A 1372-nucleotide genomic window follows, 5' to 3' on the forward strand; every position below is an offset into this window, starting at 1 on the left:
GCCCCCCTTTCGGGCCCCGGCCGCATGCTGGTGAGCCCGGACGACCGTGGAATCGACCGACACCAGCCACTCGACGTCGCCGGCCGCGTCCGCTTTCGCCTGCGCGGCCCGCAGCATCCGGTCGAATGTTCCGTCCGCCGCCCACCTGCGGAAACGCGTGTGCAGCGTGGCCCACGGACCATAGCGCCCGGGCACATCCCGCCAGGCCGTCCCGGTCCGGAACTTCCACACGATCCCGTTCAGGACCCTGCGGTCGTCCAGACGCTTCCGCCCCCGCAACGACCCGGGCAGCAACGGCCGGACGAACTCCCACTCGGCATCAGACAGTTCATGGCGACGTATCACGACACCATGATCCATCAGCGCTGATCATATTTGAAGACACCGCCTAGCGCCTGCCGTACCGAGCTCGTGGACACGGACGAGCCTGGATTGTCAGACCCGGCCCGTAGGGTCGAGGACGAGGGTCTGGAACAGCTGGACGCGTGAAAGCACGGGTGTGAGTGGGTGGTGGGGTGGCAGCGGGTGGGCGTCTGCGGAATCGCGGAGTGGATGTCCTGGTAGCGGGTGCAGGACGGGGTTGTGGTCGCTGTCATGGGGTGACCAAGCGGATGTCGTTGTGCGGCTAGCAGGTTGGTTGCTGGCTGTCATGGCTTTCGCTGTTCCTGTGTGAGGGCTGTGCGGGGTCGGGTGGGCTGGGCCGTATGACGGTTCAGGGGGTTTCGGAGGGTGGTGCCGAGGCGGGATCGGCAACCGACCAACAGCCAGCTCGGCCAGTCCCCGGTCGACGTCCTCGACACCGAACACCGCCCGGTAGTTGATGTGCGTGAAGTACTCCAGCCGCTGGGCCTCCCGCAGCGGGAAACGGAACACGGTACGGCCGGGCAGTCTGCGGCCGTCCTCCCGAAACGGGGTGGCGGTGAACAACAGCACCGGCTGGTCGGAGAAGCCGTCTACCACCCTTGCCCACGTATCTGCGGGGGAGTGGTGAGCCTCGTCCACGATCAGATGGGAGAACGACGACAGCAGTGCCATCCGTACATTCCCCACGCTCCTGCCGAGGATCTGCGGGGTGGCGACGACGGCATTGCAGGCCGCGACGAACCGAGCCGCTTCGTCAGCGTCCTTGAACCCGTGCTCGAACAGGCCCACCCTCGGCCGCAAGGCGCCGGCCTTCACGATCTGCTCCTGCTGCAGGATGCCGAGCGTCTCGAACTTCGCCGCGATCTGGTCCCGCAAAGCCGCACTGGGCACCAGTACGAGCAGCCGCTCCATCCGAGCGGCCACCAGCAGCGCCAGCACGGTCTCCGTCTTGCCGGTGCCGGTGGGCATGACCATGATGCCCGGGCCGCCTAGGCCGGAAGCCCAGTGC

General features: G+C 67.3%; 2 protein-coding genes. Both read right to left on the reverse strand.

Features of this window, described 5'->3' with window-relative positions:
- A partial coding sequence (locus ACWF94_RS40535; RefSeq protein WP_453500310.1) for an IS5 family transposase occupies window positions 1–360 on the reverse strand: 360 nt, incomplete at its 3' end.
- 75 nt (window positions 361–435) lie between these two features.
- The coding region (locus tag ACWF94_RS40540) for a DEAD/DEAH box helicase family protein (RefSeq protein WP_453500312.1) at window positions 436–1372 on the reverse strand (937 nt) is incomplete at its 5' end.

It is taken from the genome of Streptomyces sp. NPDC055078 (assembly GCF_053607985.1).